Raw genomic sequence first — 18706 nt, forward strand, 5'->3', positions numbered from 1 at the left:
TACCCACATTTTTTACGCCTGAAGTTTACATGCACTTCAGGCGTATTTTTCCTTCCAATTTTATTCAATTGGCCGTTCCTTTAATTGTTCTAACAATTCTTCTAGAGGGCCTTCATAAAGCGGAACAGTTGGAATTGATTGTAAAAAACGTTTTCCATAGGAAGCGCTTGTCAAACGACGATCTAGTACAAACACCGTTCCGGTATCTGTACTTGTTCTAATAAGACGACCAAATCCTTGTTTGAAACGCAGTATTGCTTGCGGGAGTGCTAACTTAGCGAATACGTCCTCTCCTTGATTTTTTAACCACTCTCCTTTTGCTTCCATCATCGGTTGATGAGGAGGCGTAAAGGGAAGGCGGACAATAACAAGACAACTAAGGGCATCTCCAGGTATATCTATCCCTTCCCAAAAACTACTTGTTCCTAATAAAATTGATTTATCGAACTCTTGAAACTTACGAATGAGACGACTTCTGCTCTTATTATTCACACTTTGCGTTAATAATAAATAGCCTTCTAATTCCTCATCATTTTTCAAATTCGTATACGCTTCTTTCAACATTTCATACGAAGTGAACAAAACAAGCATTCTACCTTCTGTAGCTTTCGCTATTTTTGCAATATGAGCCGACACAGATTCAATATATTCTTCATTACTTGCTTGCTTAATAAAAGGCACATCCGTTGAAACCATTAATTTCATCTGTTCTTCGAAATGGAATGGTGATGGGACCTGTAATGTATTTGGAGCAAAATCATGTAAGCCTAGCTCTTCTTTTATATAGTCAAATGAATCGTTTACTGTTAGCGTTGCTGATGTGAAAATAACACTCTTTTTCTCTGTTAAAAATTCATCAGCAAATCTTTCACCAATATGAACAGGTTGCCCATATAAAACAGTTGAATGAATGGTTCCCTTCGTTTCAGTTTCCATCCATGTCACATATGAATTTTTTTCTAAAATGAGTACTTGTAAAGATTGCGCCATCTTTCTCAACAACTCAATTAAATGCATAAATTCACCTGTAACAACATGCATTTCCCATTCTAATTTACTTTGCAATATATCAACTTGCTTCTCAAGTGTAGAGAGTAATTTCCTTATATCATATACAAAGCGATTTGTTAACTCGGTAATACTATCCCATAACTTACCTTTCTCTACTTCCGTGTTATATCGATAAATGAGTGGCATATTGCTGATCCCTTGTTCCTGCTTTGTTTGTTTAAAGATGAATGCACGTAACATTTGGAATAGCTCATCCGCATCAAATTTCAATTCCTTCAAACTATGACTTACCATGCGGAAAGTAGAACGGGAGGCTTGCTCTGATTTTTTCATCATTTTATATACTTTAGAAAGTACATCATCTGTTTCTAGCGTACCAAGACGAGATAAAACTAGCTGGAAATACATACAGGAGAACTGTTCACCTAATGTTCTACTCGCTGCTTCCTCGATATGATGAGCCTCATCAAAAATAATATGTTCACATGAAGCAAACAGTGGTTCTTCACTTGAAAAATCTTGAAATAATAACGCATGATTTGTAATAACGATATCTGCAAATAATGCTCTATTCTTTGCTCGTTGATAAAAACAACGACTAAACCAGTTGCTTTGCATCCCACCCGGACTATGTACATCACTACAAATCCGGTTCCAAAGTAACTTTCCGCCCTCAGGAATATTTAATTCATCACGATCGCCCGTTTCCGTTTGCAATAACCACACTAAAATTTTTGCCTTCGTGAGCGCCATATCATAATTCTTCTCTTCTTCTTGCAAAGCATATTCAAATTTATGTAGACAAAGATAATGCTTTCTTCCTTTCAGAAGAGCTACTTCAAATGAAAATGGCATTATTTTCTGTAATAATGGAATTTCTTTTTCTAGTATTTGTTGCTGCAGTTGTACAGTTTGGGTACTTATGATGACAGGTTCTTCTTTTTTCTTTGCAAAATAAATACTTGGAAGCAAATATGCAAGAGTCTTTCCTGTTCCTGTTCCTGCTTCAATTAGTGAAAACCTAGAATCTCTTAGCGCTGTATATATTTCCTTCATCATACTCTGTTGGCTTTCTCTTTTTTCAAACTTTGGCATATTCGACTCAAGTTTATCAATTGTCTTATGCAAGAAAGCATCAAATTTAAATGCACATGTTTCACTTAAGTTTAAAGAATAATTCCGTTTTCGAAGGGCAATATTTCGATACACTTCATATCCCTCTGCTCCTTTTTTACCATGCATCATTTTCTTTAAAATATTTTCAGAAAGCACATCCGCTATATCACTTTGAAACACATCACTCAATTCATAAAGCGATTGCAAGGTGACAAGGGGTAACTTCTCAATTTCATTTAAAAATTGTAAAAACAATTCCGCTGTTGCAAGAGCATCACTATCCGCACGATGCGGTTGATCATGCTCTAATTCGTGTTGTTTAGCTAAATCACGTAATTTATAACTATCAGCCGTTGGCAAAAGAATTTGCGCCAACTCAACTGTATCAACTTTTGGACAATGTATTTCTGTATATCCAGCCTGCCTTAATTCTTCCGTTAAAAAATTCCAATCAAAGTGAACGTTATGTGCAACGAAAGCTGCACCTTGTAATAGCTCAACAACCATCGGGGCTACATCTTCAAATAACGGGGCTTGCTTAACCATACTCTCATCAATCCCTGTTAACTCTGTAATAAATGGTGGAATCTCTCTCTTCGGATTAATAAAAGATGAAAAAATCTCTAATATCTCTCCATCTTCCACTACAACAGCTGCAATTTGGGTAATTTTATCTTTCCCATCCTTCCAGGAGTTCCCTGTCGTCTCTAAATCCACAACGACATAACGCTTACTCATATATGTAACACCTCAATTTCTTACCTATCAAACAGAAAATTATATAATGTTACTATACCACGTTTTATCTCATCTTAATGAAAAGATGCACAAAAAAGGCTATCTCCATAATAGAGATAGCCTTCTTACTTATAATATCGTACCCGCTTTTTCAGCACCTAACATTTCAATAATTTGATTATCATCGTCTAATACTGCAATTTTCGGCTCTTGTTTATGAATATTTTCTTCTGCCACTAAACCGTAGCAAATAATAATAACTTTATCTCCTGGCTGTACAAGCCTTGCAGCTGCACCATTCAAACAAACAACACCGCTACCACGTTCTCCTTTAATAACATATGTCTCTAAGCGAGCACCATTATTATTATTTACAATTTGGACTTTTTCGTTTTCTACAATATTTACTGCATCCATTAAATCTTCATCAATTGTAATACTACCTACATAATTTAAATTTGCTTCTGTTACTGTTGCGCGATGTAGCTTCGCTCTCATCATTGTGCGAAACATAGATGCTCCCCCTTATTTAACCGTTAATGTTATATTGTCAATTAATCTTACATTGTCAAATTTAACTGCAATTGCTAAAATGATTCGTCCTTCAATTTTATCCACTACTTGTAGTGAAGGATACGCATATAAATCAGCATAATCTACAGTGCCTTTCGTATACGTCTCAATATACTCTTTCACAAGAGTTGTAATGATTTCTGCATTACGTTCTCCTGTCTCAATTCTTTCTTTCGCTATACATAGACTGCGGTATAAATGAGGAGCCTCTTCACGCTCTTCTGGTGATAAATACACGTTACGAGAACTTTTGGCTAATCCATCTTCTTCCCTTACAATATCCACCGGTACGATTGTAACCGGAATATTAAAATCAGCGACAAATCCTTCAATGACAGCAACTTGCTGTGCATCTTTCATACCGAAATAAGCACGTGTTGGCAATGTAATATTAAATAGTTTCATTAGTACAATCGCAACACCAGCGAAATGACCAGGTCTTTGTTTTCCGCATAACACATCGGTACGCTTCACAACTTCTACTGTTGTCGTTTGTTCTGCTGGATACATTTCTTCTACGCTCGGATAAAATAAATAATCTACACCGTTTTCTTTTGCTACATTTTCATCTCTATCAATATCACGAGGGTATCGATCTAAATCTTCGTTTGGTCCAAACTGTAGCGGATTAACAAACACGCTTAAAACTACAATTTCATTTTCTTCTCTTGCCTTACGTAATAAAGTCGCATGACCTTCATGTAAATAACCCATCGTTGGGACAAAACCAATACTTTTTCCACTTGCACGTAGTTCGTTTGTAATTTGCTGCATCTCTTGCACTGTATTTATGATTTTCATTATTGTTTTCCTCCGTATAACGCTAAACATTCTTCCTCTTTCATTGTGAATGAATGTTTTTCTTCCGGAAATTGACCTGTCTTTACTTCAGTTACGTATTGTGAAATCCCTCGCACAATCTCCTCTTGAACAGACGTATATTGCTTCACAAATTTCGGAACACGATTTACGCCATATGAGATAAGATCATGATAAACGAGTACTTGCCCATCCACTTTTTGTCCTGCTCCAATTCCAATCGTTGGAATTGTTAGTTGCTTCGAAATAAATTCTGCTAGCTGCATTGGCACACATTCTAATACAAGTGCTATCGCACCAGCTTCCTCACATCTCTTCGCATCTTCTATTAATTTTTTTGCACTTTCAGCATCTTTTCCTTGTACTTTATAGCCACCTAACACTCCTACAGATTGAGGAGTTAAGCCTAAGTGTGCCACGACAGGAATTCCCGCACTCGTCAAGTAATGAATAGTTGATATCACTTCTCCCGCACCTTCTACCTTCAGTGCATGAGCACCACTCTCTTGAACGATGCGGCGTGCATTCACCATCGTATCTTGAGGCGAAACATGATACGACATAAATGGCATATCAGTTACAATAAACGTCTCTTTCGCTCCTCGGCGTACAGCTTTCGTATGATGAATCATATCCTCTACTGTTACAGGTACTGTTGAATCATAGCCGAGCACAACCATCCCAAGGGAATCTCCAACTAAAATCATATCAACTTCCGCTTCTTCTGCTAACTTAGCAGATGGATAATCATACGCCGTTAGCATTGTAATCGGCTCACCTTGCTCTTTCATTTTCAAAAAATCTGTTTTTGTTTTCAAAAACTACTCCTCCTTTATACAGGAGAGAGGAGATGGCCGAAATCATATAAAAACCCCTCTGGCCATAAAAGGGCAGAAGGGTTGTGTGTTAGTCGGCATTATTCATCCCTCTGTCCCAGTCCGTTATTGGATCAAGGCAGAATCCAAGTTATTATTTTTCGTATTGCTTCGAATCATGGTGCAGTTCGCTCTGATACTGCCCACATTCGAACTAATTATAGCAAACTCCAAAAAGGAATTACTACATTTTTTTGAAAAAATAATTTTTATTCTTATTACGGTATGTGAAATTTATAAGTGAACGATTCAATCATAGAAAGATAAACTTTTTAAATACATGGTATAACTCATAAAATAATGATGCAGGTTAATTGAGGAGATATACTTACAAAAGGAGAATTGCGAATGTCTATAAACAAATGGTTATTTCGATTCATCGGTTTTCTTGTGATGCTTGTGGTAATAACAACTTTAAATTCCCTCAATGTATTTGCCTCAGTTAACGACTTGGCACAACCTATTGCGTCAGCGAAAGTGATTGAAGTTGAGCTAAACGATGATTACTTTAATCCAAACGTCATCACGATTCCAATTAACGAATCAACAACATTACTGTTGAAAAATAAAGGTAAGAGTGAGCATACCTTTACAATCAAAAAACTCGGTATTGATGTCGTCGTCGAGTCAGGAAAAGAAAAAAACATTACCGTGAAACCTAACAGTGCCGGTACATATGAATTAATATGTCGATACCATCTCCTCAAAGGAATGGAAGGTAAAGTAATCGTCAAATAAGAAGCAAACTCAACTGGACGATCTTTTAAAATAAAACTTAAATATTAAAAGATTTTATTAATATGGAAATAAAAAAGAAGTTCCAAAAGAGGAACTTCTTTTACTTAATTTCGATATCCGCAGAATGAATATGATGTACTTTTCCTTCATGGTCTTCTAGGAGCAATACACCATCCTCTGTAATTCCTTTTGCTATCCCTGTAATTGTCTCTCTCATCGTTCGAGCGTTAATTTCTTTCCCGATGCTTACAGCGTAACTTTCCCAAAGAATTTTAATGACAGAGAAACCATTTTGTAAATACTCTTCATATAATTTTTCTAGTTGTAAAAAGATTTGTTGCATAAGCTCCGCACGAACAATTGGCTTACCAGATTCAATCGCTAAAGAAGTAGCAATATGCTGAATTTCCTCATCAAAATGTTCTTGCTTTTGATTCGCATTAATACCAATACCCATAATGACAGCATTAATTTTATCAGGATCAGCTTGCATTTCTGTTAATATTCCTACAGCCTTTTTCCCTTGAATTAAAATATCATTCGGCCATTTTATTCCTACGTTTACACCTGTGCACTTTTCAATTGCTTGCGCAACGCTAACAGCGGCTAACAAAGTAAGTTGTGGTGCATGTTGAACCGGGATTGATGGACGTAAAATAATACTCATCCAAATTCCTGTTCCTTTTGGTGAATGCCATTTTCTGCTTAAACGACCTCTACCCGCCGTTTGTTCTTCTGCCACAACAATTGTTCCTTCTTCTGCACCTTCATAAGCAAGCTTTGCTGCAATATGTTGCGTCGATTCAACGGACTCTTCAAAATACACTGTTCTACCAATATGTTTCGTTTGTAACCCTAACTGTATTTCATTCGCAGTCACTTTGTCTGGCTTACTTGCAATTCGATAACCTAATCGACGCACAGCTTCAAGTTCATATCCCTCATTCCGAAGGTCCTCCATATGTTTCCACACAGCAGTTCTTGAGCAACCAAGTTTATCACTAATCGTTTGACCAGATACAAACTCGCCATCCGCTTCCGAAAAAACTTGCAATAACTGCTTTCTTATAGTAGATTGCATTCTTGCAGCCACTCCCTTATACACTCTTTCTCATTTACTACGTTTCCTTGTACAATTGCTTCTTCAATTTTTTGAATCATTTCAGCAACCCACGGACCTGGCTTTTTACTTGCCCAGTTTAACAAATCATTCCCAGTCACATTCATCTCTTGTCGACTCTTAATTGGCAATGCTTGAAACAACGTTTGTACCCGGTTAACAGCTGTATGATCATAGCTTTCAATCATCGCTTCATATACTCTTTCTGCCATTTCAGCTATATGAATTCCCGTTTTATAAAGAAGAACTGTATCCCAATCCTTCTCCTTTCTCTTACGGATTGTTAATAAAACTGCGACGATATCTTTTATTTTTTTATTCGAAAACTTCCATTGACGTAAAAAGACAGCTGGATGTTCTTCTCCAATACAATATAAGAAAAACGCCCACGCCTCAATGTCTGCTTCAAAAGAATCCCATTTATACTGCGTAGCTTTTAACAATTTCTCTTCTGACATCTGTAAATATGGTAGATGAAAAAATAGTTTCGTTTCTACTAATTCTTTGAGAGCCTTCACACAATATGTGCCAGTTAACAGTTTTTCAAACTCCACTGTAATTCTCTCAATTGCTATATGTTCCAGCAAATGTCCATATGTTTCAATTGCTTGCTTCGTTTTCGTCTCTAAAGAAAAACCTAACGTACTTACGAACCGAATACCACGCATCATTCGCAGGGCATCTTCTTGAAACCGATCCGCAGCATTTCCCACTGTCACAATTTCTCTCTTTTGAATCGCTTCCTGTCCAGCAAATAAATCGACCATTTTTCCTTCTTCTGTCATTGCAATTGCATTCATTGTGAAATCACGACGTTTTAAATCCTCTTCTAATGAACGAACAAATTGAACACTACTAGGTCTTCGAAAGTCTTCATATTCACTCTCTGTTCGAAAAGTGGTTACCTCATAAGGCTCACCATTTTCTACTACAATTACAGTTCCATGTTCAAGACCAACAGGAACATGTCTTGGAAATATAGCCATCACTTCTTCTGGTAAAGCAGATGTCGCAATATCAATATCTCCAATCGGCCTATCGATAATAAGGTCTCTTACGCTTCCACCGACAAAGTAAGCCTCATGCCCTTGTTGCTTTAAAGTCTCAATAATAGAACTAGCTTTTTTAAATCTTTCCATTTTTGTCATCCCTTAGTACATCATAGTAAATCGTTTCATATTGTGAGACGATTTTTTCAGAGCGAAACTGCTCGTAAACACTTTCTCTTGCTCGCTCTCCCATATTACGGTGAAGTTCTTCATCCTTTAATAGCTGAATGGCTTGATCTGCCACTCCTGTTGTATCGCCAACTTCACATAAATATCCTGTATCACCATGTTGAATGACTTCTGGAATACCTCCAACCCTTGTTCCGATACAAGGTACACCACACGCCATCGCTTCTAATAAAACAAGACCAAAACTCTCCTTCTCTGATAAAAGCAACATTAAATCACTCATCGCAAGTAGTTCTGCAACATTATCTTGCTTCCCTAAGAATAAGACGCGATCTTCAATATGTAAATTTTTCACCAACTGTAAAATCGTGCAAAATTCTGGTCCATCTCCAACAAGAAGCAACTTCGCATCTACTTCTGTAACAATTTTAGCAAATGCCTGCACAACATCTTGCACACGTTTCACTTTACGGAAGTTTGAAATGTGAATGAGTATCTTTTCACTCTCACTTATACCGTATTCTTTCTTTAATTGGGTCATATCACGTTTGAAATATACACGTTCGTCTATAAAGTTATATACCGTTTGAATGTCTTTATTTGGTTTTACAAGCTCATGCGTTTCGTTAATTAATGAATGCGAGACAGCCGTCACAACATCAGATTGCTCAATACCAAAACGAATTAAATTATTTAGCGAAGGGTCGGATCCTAACACAGTAATATCTGTTCCATGCAAGGTTGTAACAATTTTAATACGCTCTCCAATCATTTGTTTTGCTAAATAAGCACAAATGGCATGTGGTATTGCGTAATGCACATGTAAAATGTCTAGATTTTCTCTTTGTGCAACCTCTGCCATTTTACTCGCTAATGCTAAATCGTATGGTGGATATTGAAATACAGAGTATTGATTTACCGTCACTTCATGAAAATAAATGTTTGGATACACTTTATTTAACCGGAATGGTAAACCCGATGTAATAAAATGGATTTCATGCCCGCGTTCCGCTAATTGCTTTCCTAATTCTGTTCCAACAACTCCAGAACCACCTACAGAAGGATAACATGTAATACCTATTTTTAATTTCATTTACATCCCCCTATTAAATCAGCATGTAATAAAACCGGTTTCTTACTCATAAACCCTTCGGCATATAAAACTCCAACTTCTTTTCCAAACATTTTCTCACGGGCGACTACAGTTTCAACGTAACCTTCTGTTAACGGCGTTTTCACACCATCACTCCCTGTTGAAAACTGACTTTCATACGCTTCTAATGCTTCCACCTTTTGCGATACGTATTCACTAATATCTATACAAAAATTCGGTTTATGAAAACCATTAATCATATAATGATAAAAAGACTCCACACGATGTGGTGGAACCTCTGGCATATATTTGCGAATTCCCGCTGAAAAAATAGCTTCTTCCACAAGTTTTGCACAATTTGCATGATCTGGATGACGATCTTCATAATACGGCGCAAAAACTAGTTTTGGTTTATATGTACGAATTACCTTTACAATTTCACGTATATACTCTTCTTTCATATACAAACCACGGTCTGGCATCGCTAAATTTAGTCTCGTTTTTACTCCCATTATACGAGCTGCCGCCTTTGCTTCTTCTTTTCTTAACTCTATCGTTCCGTTAGAAGAAAGATCAGCTTCTGTTAAATCACAAATACCTACTTCATACCCTTGCTTCGTATATTTAGCAATGGTACCCGCCATGCCGATTTCAACATCATCGGCATGGGCACCAAACGCTAATATATGTAATCCACTCATAATTGTTCCCCTCATTTTCTTAACTTGCGGTAATCTAAATCTCCTCGCTCTAATGCGTGCATTAACATTTCAGCACTTGCCATATTCGTTGCAAGTGGAATTGCATATACATCACATAAACGAAGCAATGCATTCACATCCGGTTCATGCGGCTGTGCTGTTAATGGATCGCGGAAGAAAATTACCATGTCTAAATCATTTTTCGCAATCATTGCACCAATTTCTTGATCGCCGCCAAGAGGACCAGATTGATATCTTGTTACAACTAAACCGGTCGCTTCCATAATACGAAGCCCTGTCGTTCCTGTTGCAAATAATTCATGTTGTTCAAAAATTGGTTTATATGCGTATGCAAACGAAACCATGTCGTCTTTCTTTTTGTCATGTGCGATTAAGGCAATTTTCATCCGTTGTCTCCCCTTTAGTCGATAATATTCTCTAAACCGTACACAAGATGATCTAGATTCATTACTGTCTCAATTGATAGTTTTACACCAGACATAAATGATGCACGATTGAATGAATCATGACGAACTGTTAACATTTGTCCGTCTCCACCAAACATTACTTCTTGGTGTGCAATAAGTCCTGGTAAACGTACACTATGAATGTGAATGCCGTCTACATTTGCACCACGAGCTCCTTCTAATTGCTCTACTTCATTTGGATGACCTTGCTGCTTGGATTCACGATTTTGACGAATCAATTCTACTGTTTTTACCGCAGTACCAGATGGTGCATCTAATTTTTGATCATGATGCAATTCAATTACTTCAACATCTTGGAAGTACTTCGCTGCCATTTGTGAGAATTTCATCATAAGAACTGCACCAATTGCAAAGTTTGGAGCGATAATTGTTCCTACTGCTTTTTCTTTTGCAGTCTCGGTTAATTGTTTTAGCTCTTCTTCTGTAAATCCAGTTGTACCAATAACTGAACGAAGTCCACGCTCAACTGCTAGTGTAACGTGTTGTTTCCCAACTTCTGGCGTTGTTAAATCTAACAACACATCTGCTTCTACTTCCTCTAAACAAGTATGTAAATCTGCGTAAATAGGTGCATCTAGCGCTGGCATTCCCTGTAAATCAGAGATTTTCTCTCCACCATGCTTATAATCCACTGCTGCTACTAAATTAAAATGTTCCGTTCTTTCCATAAGAAGAACTGCTTCATGTCCCATACGTCCTCTTGGTCCAGCTATAATTACTTTAATTTCTTTCATTATTCTTTCTCTCCCTCATCAATACGTGTCCAGCGATCTTTATCGCGAGTATTAAATTTATTCATTACAATGTTATGTGCTGTTTCTAAATCAATATTTAAACTATTTGCCATACAAATCATAACAAATAATACATCTCCAAGCTCTTCTTCAATACTACGTTCTGTTTCAGTTGTTTTCTTCGGTTTCTCACCATAATAATGATTCACCTCTCTTGCAAGCTCCCCCATTTCTTCCGTTAAACGAGCCATCATTGCAAGTGGACTGAAATAACCTTCTTTAAACTGACCAATATATGCATCAACTTCTTTCTGCATATCCTTCATCGTTTTCGCTTCCATACAATTCACCTCTAATCCTTCCTCTTTCATGTTAGCCAATTCATCGCGATTTGACAAATATTATTCCCCGCCAAACACCTATTTGCGACCCTTTTTGGGAAAGATTATAATAAAGTGAAACTTCTTTTGCATTTTTTGCAAAAGATTAGCCCGCACCAATCGGGTTCCTACGGCTGGTTTGCCTTTCTTCAGAGCTTTATCTCCTATCAGCCGTTGGAACGGGGTAAAGTGAAACTTCTTTTGCGTTTTTGGCAAAAAATTAGCCTAAACCAATCATTTTTTATAGCCTTCACTATTTTCACTAGCAACTAGAAATTACTTATCATTATGTTTTACCGTTTCAGCGGAGCAATGCCATTTACATAATTAGGGGGATTTCTATATGACATCAAATTTGAAGATTCGAAATATCATTTTTATTTTAATCGGTTCCGCTATTTTTTCTTTCGGTATTGTGAATATCAATATTGAAAATCACCTTGCAGAAGGTGGATTTACCGGTATTACACTATTATTGTATTTTCTATTTAAGTTTGACCCTTCTTATTCAAACTTAATTTTAAATATCCCTATATTTTTTATTGGTTGGAAGTTACTTGGAAGAACGACATTTATATATACACTAATCGGCACATTTAGCGTATCTTTATTTCTATGGATTTTTCAGCGTTACGAAGTTCTCAACTTACATTTAAACTTACAAAATGATATGACACTCGCAGCTTTATTTGCTGGGGCATTTATTGGTATCGGTCTTGGGATCATATTTAAATACGGCGGAACTACTGGCGGTGTAGATATTATTGCGAGACTCGCTCATAAATATGTTGGCTGGAGTATGGGGAAAACGATGTTTATGTTTGATGCTATCGTCATTATCGTCTCTATCCTTACCTATTTATCATATCGCGAGGGTATGTATACGTTAGTTGCTGTTTTTATCGGGGCGAAAGTCATTGATTTTATGCAAGAAGGAGCCTATGCAGCAAAAGGAGCAACGATTATCTCCGATAAAAACGATGAAATTGCTGCTAAAATTTTATCTGAGATGGAGCGCGGAGCGACCTTTTTAAAAGCTGTTGGATCGTATACAAAAGTGGAACGGAACGTATTGTATTGCGTTGTTGCTAAAAATGAAATCGTGAAATTAAAAAATATTATTACTTCTGTAGATCCTCATGCATTTGTTGCAGTAAGTGACGTACATGATGTAGTTGGTGAAGGTTTTACGTTGGATGAAAATAAAAACCCATTACATACATAAACACAACTAGAAAAGCTTTTTAGCTTTTCTAGTTTTTTATTACGTATTGCTTAAGTTTCTCTAAATCCTCATAAATAAGCTCCAATAAGCTCCGATTATAAAAAATGGAAGCAGGATGGAAGGTCGGAAAAATATGATATTCTTTCTCTGACCATGTAAATTCTGCACTTTGCATATCCTTTAATTTTTGAATGGGCTGTTTTAATAATTGCCCGTGTACATCTGTGATTTTTTTACCTTTTCCTGTTAAACGCTGAAGACCGATATTGCCAAGCGTGACAATTAGCTTCGGATTTAGTTTCTCTAATTCATAATCTAACAAAGGTGCATGGGCAACTATTTCTCCTTGATTTGGCGTTCTATTATACCTTTTTTGTATAATAGAACCATTTCGTTCTTTTTTCTCTCGCCACTTATAAGGTCTACTCCGAACAGCACTCGTAATATATACTTCTTCCCTTGTAACGTGAATACGTTCTAAAAAACCCATTAATTGTTTTCCGGCTCTCCCGCTAAACGGAATCCCATTATGAATTTCTGTTTCACCAGGCGCTTCTCCTAACAACATAAATTTCGGATTTTCAGGGCCTTGTCCACTTAAAAAACCTTCTAATTGATAAGGAGCACTACGCTCTTTCACCTGTTTTACTAAATGGTCTGGATATTTCATTTCCCCACCGCCTTTCCGCATTACTTCTATTATTTCTATTTGCAATACATTATATAATTCAATCCACAAAACAAAAAAGACTATCAAAATTGATAGTCTTTAGTCATCGCTACGCTGCATACCAGTATAAATTAATACGAGACGTAATAATTCAAATACCGCTACGGCTGCAGCTGCTACATATGTTAATGCTGCCGCATTTAATACTTTACGAGCTTGGCCATATTCATCTGTTGATACGATTCCTAACGCTTCAATTTGTTGCATCGCACGCTTTGATGCATCAAACTCAACTGGTAATGTAACAAGTTGGAACACAACACCTGCTGCCATTAAAATGATACCTAAAAATATCATGTTGGCCATCGATGCAAAAATACCGATCATAATAAATATCCAAGAAATATTTGAACCAAAGTTCGCAACTGGCACTAACGAATGACGAATACGCATAAAGTTATAATCTTTTGCATCTTGAATTGCGTGTCCTACTTCGTGTGCTGCAACTGCTGTACCAGCAACTGAATGACCGTAATAGTTATCTGTTGATAATCGAACTGTTTTGGCAGTTGGATCATAATGGTCTGATAAATGACCTGGTGTTTCTTCTACAGCTACGTTGTATAATCCATTTTCATCTAAGATTTTCCGAGCCACTTCTGCTCCTGTCATACCTGATGTTGAATAAACTTGTGAATACTTGCTATAGGCACTACGTACTTTTGACTGTGCATACAACGGTATGATCAAAATGATCGCGAAGTAAATTAAATAAAACATCATGAACCTCCATTGAAGTTTTAATTATAGTACTTCTCATTCTATTTTCTTCTGCCACCATTGTCAATGAATAAACCTTACAATCCGAATCTTTATTTATTACATTATCTATTCTTAGAATGTACATTACTTTTTCTTTTTTCTCTCTCTCCTTTATACTTTCTCCACCCAACATAAGTTAATGTGAATAAAATAAGACCTCCAGTAATTGTCATAAACCAAATGAGAGAAGGTGCAATTTCATCTTTTTTTACTGTATGAAATATTTTTTGCAAATCTCCTTTAATGATTCCTAATTGCATTTGCCCACCTTTTGTTTTTAACATAACGTTACGAAATTCATCCAAATAAGATAAATGGGCATTTACACGCTGCACTTCATTTTCTGGCAAGGCAATCATTAAGCTTGGATAAATAATATTAAATTCATGTAAAAATGTGTTTAACGTTTGTTGAAACTGTCCCGTATCTTCTTTTTTCATCGCTTTTTCCATTTGAGAAAAGGCATCCATTACTTTTCCTTCTCTTTCCATCCAAAGTGGTTGATATTTCGATACTTGCGCATCGACAGCGAGCTGCAGGGCTAACACATTATCAATTTTAACTTGTTTCCTTACATCTTCTTCCGCGAGAGATTGTTTCGCCTTGTCGTAAGCTAAAGAAATAACTCTAACTTGATCTGGCGTTACTTCCTGCTTCTTTTCATTCCCCTTTATTACAAACTGCTCCGAGAAATGTTGCAGTACTTGTACTGCTTTTTCATCTTCATTACGCTTCACTAATTGTAATGAGTCATCTAACAACCCTGTTAGTTCACTCCACTCCTCAGCATATATACGTAACGGAAACATGATAATTAGAAATGCAATCAGTCCAATTAATGTTCTCTTCATCACGGTCCCCCCTATAACTACTAGTACAAAATATGTTAATGTGGACAAGAATAGAACAGAACTGGACCGAAAAATATATTATCGTTTTACAAACAAAAAAAATTCTCTTTAAACAGAGAATTTTTCTTTTGAAATCCTTTTCTTTTTTACGAAATATTTATACAAGCTATAACAAATTATGCTACCACATAAAATAAATAATAAAATAGCACACGCTGCATGCATAAAAAACTCTTCTGGTAACATTAATATAATCGGATCCTTCTCAGGATCAAAAACCCAATAATCATTACTGAATAAAAGCTTATGGAATATCACAAAACTCTTTTCAAAATTAATAGCAATCGGTAACATTAACGCTATTGGAAAAATGATTGTTAAAATAGATCCATGTAGTAAAAACTTTTCATTTTTCTTTTTTAACAAATACATGCCGCCTACTATTGCAATTATAATTGTCACATACATTACATATTGAATCTTTACTAAAATGTTTTTCACATCTACAAAATGAATACGGCCATTTGTAGACATATCTAGTGTTGGCAAATGTAATGCTCCGTCATAAAATGGCGATAAATATGTGATCAGCACATTATAATTTCTTTTAATGTCACCTTTCGTCATATCCGCTAAATCTGGAATGTTTAAAAAATCAATTTCAAAATAATATAGCCATTTTCCATATACAACCGCCGTTGTTGCGAGTGCAAATATAGAAAATGCTATGCTATATGAAACAACTATCGTAATCAATCGATCCAATATTTTTGTACCACTCGTATTTTTCTTCATTTTCTCCCCCTACATATTCTAACTATCATAAAGAAAACTGTTTTCGATTCTCACGTAAGCAATAATAATATGTCATACAAAGCACAGCAATGCTTAACCAGAACGTAAAATAACCAATTTCTCCTACAAACAAATGCATAATTCCGTATCTCGGCATTTGCCAGAACAAATAATCAATTGCATCATTATGTAATGTCCATATAGCGGCTACCGCAAAATGCCATTTTTTTATACGGTAAAACGGTGCATATAGCACTGCTTGTACTGCCATCGCAAAATGCGAAAGCATTAACATATACCCGATAAGGCCAATAGGACCTTTTACATAGATCATAACCCCATTTACAACAACAGCCCATATACCATATTTTATTAAAGTAACAATCGCTAGCGCCTCTATTAATCCCCAATTTCTCTTTATTAAAAAAGCGATTAAAACAAAGACAAAAAAGAGACTTGCCATAGGACTATCGGGTACAAACGGCCAAAATATAGGTAAAGTTTCTTTTAATTGATTTCCATACCATATAAATCCGTATATTGTACCTAATATGTTAACAACTAATAAAAATGATAATACGGAGCGTTGCCTTAACATTGCATACAAGTAAACCAAGCTGTATGTCCAACACCTTTCATTCTTTCATCAAACTCTACTCTATTATATAGTAAACTTTCTATCATCAAAATAAAAAGCTGACTACAAATTTTGTAGTCAGCTTTTTATTATTTTTTATTATACTTTGCAACGAATTCCGAAAGCTTCTTCAGTTCCTCATCTGTACCTTTAAATACACCTTTAGGCATGGAACCTTTTCCCTCTTTCGCAATTTTAGCAATTTCTTCTGGCTTTAAAGTTAAATTTTGCAGTGCTGGTGCTGCTGCGCCGCCCTGTAAATTGTCACCGTGACATGTTAAACAAGTATTTTTTTGCATTAATTTATAACCGTCATCATTTTTATCAACTGGTGCTGTTTTTACAATTGCTCCTTGTTTTTTTGCAGCTTCCCAGTCGTGGTGTGCTACAGATTCCCAAGTTAAAAAGATAATCGATGCAACTGCTAAAAGCATAAATCCCGTTGCTACAGGACGCTTCAATGGGCGTCTTTCTGGGCCTCGATCAAGAAATGGAGCTAACAGTAATGCGCCAAACGCAATCCCTGGCATAATGAACGCTCCAATTACAGTAAATGAGCCAGAAGCATAAGAATACTTTAATAACTGATACAAGAATAAGAAATACCAATCTGGAAGTGGTATATACCCAGCATCAGTTGGATCCGCCATTCTTTCAAGCGGTGACGGATGCGCCACTGTTAAACATAAATAACCGATTAAAAAAACTGCACCAACCATCCATTCTTTTAACAAGAAGTTCGGCCAAAATGCTTCTGTTTTCCCTGGGTATTCCGAATAGTCTTTTGGAATATTTGGTTTCCGAGCTACTGGTACCCGAGAATCTCCTACAAACTTCATCCCTTTGCCGCGATGCATAATCTCCCTCCTTTAGTTCTTTCCCCTTTAATTTAGCAATCTCTTATAGTGGACCGGAAATACCTTGTTTGCGAATCATGATGAAGTGGAAGGCCATTAAACCTAGAAGTGCTGCTGGTAAGAAGAAGACGTGAATAGCAAAGAAGCGAGTTAATGTTTGAGCGCCAACAATTTCGGAATGACCAGCGAGTAATGTTTTAATGTAAGGACCAATGAGCGGCGTTTGCTCTGCAATTTGAATCCCTACTTTCGTAGCAAATAACGCTTTCATATCCCACGGTAATAAATATCCGGTAAAACCAAGACCTAACATAACAAAGAAAATAAGAACACCAACAATCCAGTTTAGCTCACGAGGCTTTTTATACGCACCCTGGAAGAAAACTCTAAGTGTATGTAAAAACATCATTACAATTACGAGACTAGCACCCCAGTGGTGCATACCACGAACAATTTGCCCATATGCAACTTCATTTTGCAAATAATAAACCGATTCCCAAGCATTTTTAATATCAGGCACATAATACATCGTCAAAAACATTCCAGATAAAATTTGAATTACAGTAACGAAAAAGGTAAGTCCGCCAAAGCAATAAACGAATGCAGAAAAGTGATGTGCCGGGTTTACATGTTCAGGTACTTCATGATCAGCGATATCACGCCATATTGGTGTAATATCTAACCTTTCATCTACCCAATCATAAATTTTATTTAGCATCTACTTTGCACCCCCTCTTGGCTTCGCTTTTCCTAAGTACAGCGTTCCATCTTTCACTTTAGATTCGTATACATCAAGTGGAGCAAGGGGCGGCGTGCCTTTAATGTTTATCCCGTCTTTTGTGTAACGGCCCCCGTGACATGGACAAAAGAATTGATTCGGATGTGCTTTGTCCGAATTCCAGTTCACTGTACATCCTAAATGTTTACATACTGGAGAGAACGCAACAATGTCTCCGCTTTCATCTTTATGAACCCAAGCTGATTTTGGCTCTTCGGACTTGTACCAACCATCAACCTGCTTCACCTTAAAGTCGAAACGTTTCGGCTCTGTTGTAATATCCTTTACTTGTGCAACAGCAACCATATCCGTTCCCGCTTCTTTTCTTAACACCGGATCAAGCGCAAATCGCGTCATCGGCATTAAAATACCCGCCGCCATAAAGCCTCCTACCCCTGTAAGGGTATAATTTAAAAACTGTCTTCTTGACACACGATGTTCTTTCTCGCTCACGAAAATTTCCCCCCTCTATCAGAAATTGTCCCCTCGTGATAAATTATATAAAAA

21 protein-coding genes are annotated in these 18706 nt (G+C 36.6%); 2 read left to right on the top strand and 19 right to left on the bottom strand.

Features of this window, described 5'->3' with window-relative positions:
• Nucleotides 1-60: 60 nt before the first annotated feature.
• The 4 genes from dinG to panB all read right to left on the bottom strand — a co-directional run bounded on the left by dinG (nt 61) and on the right by panB (nt 5075).
• A complete protein-coding gene (gene dinG, locus ACTFNE_RS15270; protein ID WP_000044927.1) occupies nt 61-2865 on the bottom strand; it encodes an ATP-dependent DNA helicase DinG in 2805 nt (934 codons plus the stop codon).
• Nucleotides 2866-2994: 129 nt separating this feature from the next.
• Nucleotides 2995-3378, bottom strand: a complete 384-nt coding sequence (gene panD / locus ACTFNE_RS15275; protein WP_000490176.1) for an aspartate 1-decarboxylase — start codon at nt 3376-3378, stop codon at nt 2995-2997.
• 12 nt (nt 3379-3390) lie between these two features.
• Entirely contained in the window at nt 3391-4239 is an 849-nt protein-coding gene (gene panC / locus ACTFNE_RS15280) for a pantoate--beta-alanine ligase (RefSeq protein ID WP_000691778.1), read from the bottom strand.
• Nucleotides 4239-5075 carry a 3-methyl-2-oxobutanoate hydroxymethyltransferase gene (gene panB, locus ACTFNE_RS15285; protein WP_000853114.1) on the bottom strand — a complete coding sequence of 279 codons (837 nt, stop codon included), beginning with the start codon at nt 5073-5075 and terminating at the stop codon, nt 4239-4241. Before panB ends, panC begins: the two co-directional genes overlap by 1 nt.
• 405 nt (nt 5076-5480) lie before the next feature.
• On the opposite strand from panB, the gene ACTFNE_RS15290 reads away from it, so the two are divergent.
• Nucleotides 5481-5870: a cupredoxin domain-containing protein gene (locus tag ACTFNE_RS15290; RefSeq protein WP_000026410.1), complete on the top strand. Its 390-nt coding sequence runs from the start codon at nt 5481-5483 to the stop codon at nt 5868-5870.
• 100 nt (nt 5871-5970) lie between these two features.
• Here ACTFNE_RS15290 and ACTFNE_RS15295 read toward each other — a convergent pair whose 3' ends face one another.
• The 7 genes from ACTFNE_RS15295 to ACTFNE_RS15325 are packed head-to-tail and all read right to left on the bottom strand — an operon-like array spanning nt 5971 to nt 11525.
• Nucleotides 5971-6951 carry a biotin--[acetyl-CoA-carboxylase] ligase gene (locus ACTFNE_RS15295; protein ID WP_001192048.1) on the bottom strand — a complete coding sequence of 327 codons (981 nt, stop codon included), beginning with the start codon at nt 6949-6951 and terminating at the stop codon, nt 5971-5973.
• Nucleotides 6936-8129: a CCA tRNA nucleotidyltransferase gene (locus ACTFNE_RS15300; RefSeq protein ID WP_270706043.1), complete on the bottom strand. Its 1194-nt coding sequence runs from the start codon at nt 8127-8129 to the stop codon at nt 6936-6938. Before ACTFNE_RS15300 ends, ACTFNE_RS15295 begins: the two co-directional genes overlap by 16 nt.
• A complete protein-coding gene (bshA, locus tag ACTFNE_RS15305) occupies nt 8116-9261 on the bottom strand; it encodes an N-acetyl-alpha-D-glucosaminyl L-malate synthase BshA (RefSeq protein ID WP_000768296.1) in 1146 nt (381 codons plus the stop codon). Before bshA ends, ACTFNE_RS15300 begins: the two co-directional genes overlap by 14 nt.
• Complete coding sequence (bshB1, locus tag ACTFNE_RS15310) at nt 9258-9962, bottom strand: bacillithiol biosynthesis deacetylase BshB1 (protein ID WP_000015666.1); 705 nt, start codon at nt 9960-9962, stop codon at nt 9258-9260. The genes bshA and bshB1 overlap by 4 nt, the downstream gene beginning before the upstream one ends.
• 11 nt (nt 9963-9973) lie before the next feature.
• Entirely contained in the window at nt 9974-10369 is a 396-nt protein-coding gene (mgsA, locus tag ACTFNE_RS15315; RefSeq protein ID WP_000684755.1) for a methylglyoxal synthase, read from the bottom strand.
• A gap of 14 nt (nt 10370-10383) precedes the next feature.
• Nucleotides 10384-11184, bottom strand: a complete 801-nt coding sequence (gene dapB / locus ACTFNE_RS15320) for a dihydrodipicolinate reductase (RefSeq protein ID WP_046197275.1) — start codon at nt 11182-11184, stop codon at nt 10384-10386.
• Nucleotides 11184-11525, bottom strand: a complete 342-nt coding sequence (locus ACTFNE_RS15325; RefSeq protein ID WP_001992677.1) for a nucleotide pyrophosphohydrolase — start codon at nt 11523-11525, stop codon at nt 11184-11186. Before ACTFNE_RS15325 ends, dapB begins: the two co-directional genes overlap by 1 nt.
• Before the next feature lie 382 nt (nt 11526-11907).
• On the opposite strand from ACTFNE_RS15325, the gene ACTFNE_RS15330 reads away from it, so the two are divergent.
• Entirely contained in the window at nt 11908-12789 is an 882-nt protein-coding gene (locus ACTFNE_RS15330; RefSeq protein WP_000203305.1) for a YitT family protein, read from the top strand.
• Between the two features lie 28 nt (nt 12790-12817).
• Here the strand turns inward: ACTFNE_RS15330 and ACTFNE_RS15335 are convergent, their stop codons facing one another.
• The 8 genes from ACTFNE_RS15335 to qcrA all read right to left on the bottom strand — a co-directional run bounded on the left by ACTFNE_RS15335 (nt 12818) and on the right by qcrA (nt 18652).
• Nucleotides 12818-13459 (bottom strand): uracil-DNA glycosylase, encoded by a 642-nt coding sequence (locus ACTFNE_RS15335; RefSeq protein WP_270706049.1) that lies wholly within the window; start codon nt 13457-13459, stop codon nt 12818-12820.
• Between the two features lie 99 nt (nt 13460-13558).
• Nucleotides 13559-14239 carry a zinc metallopeptidase gene (locus ACTFNE_RS15340; RefSeq protein WP_000499536.1) on the bottom strand — a complete coding sequence of 227 codons (681 nt, stop codon included), beginning with the start codon at nt 14237-14239 and terminating at the stop codon, nt 13559-13561.
• 104 nt (nt 14240-14343) lie between these two features.
• Nucleotides 14344-15132: a sporulation protein YpjB gene (gene ypjB, locus ACTFNE_RS15345; protein ID WP_000831595.1), complete on the bottom strand. Its 789-nt coding sequence runs from the start codon at nt 15130-15132 to the stop codon at nt 14344-14346.
• 108 nt (nt 15133-15240) lie between these two features.
• Nucleotides 15241-15927 carry a lipoprotein intramolecular transacylase Lit gene (gene lit, locus ACTFNE_RS15350; RefSeq protein WP_046197272.1) on the bottom strand — a complete coding sequence of 229 codons (687 nt, stop codon included), beginning with the start codon at nt 15925-15927 and terminating at the stop codon, nt 15241-15243.
• A gap of 25 nt (nt 15928-15952) precedes the next feature.
• Nucleotides 15953-16543, bottom strand: a complete 591-nt coding sequence (locus ACTFNE_RS15355) for a DUF1405 domain-containing protein (protein ID WP_000262841.1) — start codon at nt 16541-16543, stop codon at nt 15953-15955.
• Nucleotides 16544-16653: 110 nt separating this feature from the next.
• Nucleotides 16654-17421: a menaquinol-cytochrome c reductase cytochrome b/c subunit gene (qcrC, locus tag ACTFNE_RS15360; protein ID WP_000554606.1), complete on the bottom strand. Its 768-nt coding sequence runs from the start codon at nt 17419-17421 to the stop codon at nt 16654-16656.
• Between the two features lie 43 nt (nt 17422-17464).
• Nucleotides 17465-18139, bottom strand: coding sequence for a menaquinol-cytochrome c reductase cytochrome b subunit (gene qcrB / locus ACTFNE_RS15365; RefSeq protein WP_000932700.1), 675 nt, complete (start codon nt 18137-18139; stop codon nt 17465-17467).
• A complete protein-coding gene (gene qcrA, locus ACTFNE_RS15370; protein ID WP_001290418.1) occupies nt 18140-18652 on the bottom strand; it encodes a menaquinol-cytochrome c reductase iron-sulfur subunit in 513 nt (170 codons plus the stop codon).
• Between the last annotated feature and the right edge of the window lie 54 nt (nt 18653-18706).

This window comes from Bacillus cereus group sp. MYBKT111-2 (assembly GCF_051915205.1).
GTDB classification, from domain to species: domain Bacteria; phylum Bacillota; class Bacilli; order Bacillales; family Bacillaceae_G; genus Bacillus_A; species Bacillus_A paranthracis.

Coding starts and splice junctions, on each gene's coding strand:
- ACTFNE_RS15290 (WP_000026410.1), top strand. CDS start 5,481: ATGTCTATAAACAAATGGTTATTTCGATTCATCGGTTTTCTTGTGATG.
- ACTFNE_RS15335 (WP_270706049.1), bottom strand. CDS start 13,459: ATGAAATATCCAGACCATTTAGTAAAACAGGTGAAAGAGCGTAGTGCT.
- ACTFNE_RS15295 (WP_001192048.1), bottom strand. CDS start 6,951: ATGCAATCTACTATAAGAAAGCAGTTATTGCAAGTTTTTTCGGAAGCG.
- lit (WP_046197272.1), bottom strand. CDS start 15,927: ATGAAGAAAAATACGAGTGGTACAAAAATATTGGATCGATTGATTACG.
- ypjB (WP_000831595.1), bottom strand. CDS start 15,132: ATGAAGAGAACATTAATTGGACTGATTGCATTTCTAATTATCATGTTT.
- dapB (WP_046197275.1), bottom strand. CDS start 11,184: ATGAAAGAAATTAAAGTAATTATAGCTGGACCAAGAGGACGTATGGGA.
- ACTFNE_RS15330 (WP_000203305.1), top strand. CDS start 11,908: ATGACATCAAATTTGAAGATTCGAAATATCATTTTTATTTTAATCGGT.
- qcrB (WP_000932700.1), bottom strand. CDS start 18,139: ATGCTAAATAAAATTTATGATTGGGTAGATGAAAGGTTAGATATTACA.
- dinG (WP_000044927.1), bottom strand. CDS start 2,865: ATGAGTAAGCGTTATGTCGTTGTGGATTTAGAGACGACAGGGAACTCC.
- panD (WP_000490176.1), bottom strand. CDS start 3,378: ATGTTTCGCACAATGATGAGAGCGAAGCTACATCGCGCAACAGTAACA.
- mgsA (WP_000684755.1), bottom strand. CDS start 10,369: ATGAAAATTGCCTTAATCGCACATGACAAAAAGAAAGACGACATGGTT.
- bshA (WP_000768296.1), bottom strand. CDS start 9,261: ATGAAATTAAAAATAGGTATTACATGTTATCCTTCTGTAGGTGGTTCT.
- ACTFNE_RS15300 (WP_270706043.1), bottom strand. CDS start 8,129: ATGGAAAGATTTAAAAAAGCTAGTTCTATTATTGAGACTTTAAAGCAA.
- bshB1 (WP_000015666.1), bottom strand. CDS start 9,962: ATGAGTGGATTACATATATTAGCGTTTGGTGCCCATGCCGATGATGTT.
- ACTFNE_RS15340 (WP_000499536.1), bottom strand. CDS start 14,239: ATGTTTTATTTAATTTACTTCGCGATCATTTTGATCATACCGTTGTAT.
- qcrC (WP_000554606.1), bottom strand. CDS start 17,421: ATGCATCGCGGCAAAGGGATGAAGTTTGTAGGAGATTCTCGGGTACCA.
- panC (WP_000691778.1), bottom strand. CDS start 4,239: ATGAAAATCATAAATACAGTGCAAGAGATGCAGCAAATTACAAACGAA.
- ACTFNE_RS15325 (WP_001992677.1), bottom strand. CDS start 11,525: ATGGAAGCGAAAACGATGAAGGATATGCAGAAAGAAGTTGATGCATAT.